The following is a 298-nucleotide window of genomic DNA, read 5'->3' as shown; positions in this document are numbered from 1 at the left end:
CAGGTGGACACTCGCTTTTATTTAAAGGACCACCAGGAACAGGTAAAACACTTTTAGCTTCACGTTTACCTAGTATTTTGCCTGCATTGAATCCACAAGAAAATCTCGAAGTCGCCAGTATTTATTCCATTGCCAACACTCAACATCACTTTGGGCAGCGACCTGCAATGCTAATGGCACAATATTTTTCGGTAGTGGAGTAACAAACTCCCCCAATACACCATGTTCAAAAGCACCAACCACGTTGGATACCCTAAGCGTTGCAATTTTCCATTCCTGATCCGTTCTAAAGGTGTCC

1 protein-coding gene is annotated in these 298 nt (G+C 43.3%); it reads left to right on the top strand.

Annotated features, from left to right (window positions below):
* A partial coding sequence (locus FLQ44_RS07875; protein WP_147693942.1) for an ATP-binding protein occupies positions 1-203 on the top strand: 203 nt, incomplete at its 5' end.
* Positions 204-298 lie beyond the last annotated feature (95 nt).

The sequence above is a fragment of the Vogesella mureinivorans genome (genome assembly GCF_007644035.1).
GTDB classification, from domain to species: domain Bacteria; phylum Pseudomonadota; class Gammaproteobacteria; order Burkholderiales; family Chromobacteriaceae; genus Vogesella; species Vogesella mureinivorans.
This window is presented reverse-complemented; position numbering and strand designations above follow the sequence as displayed.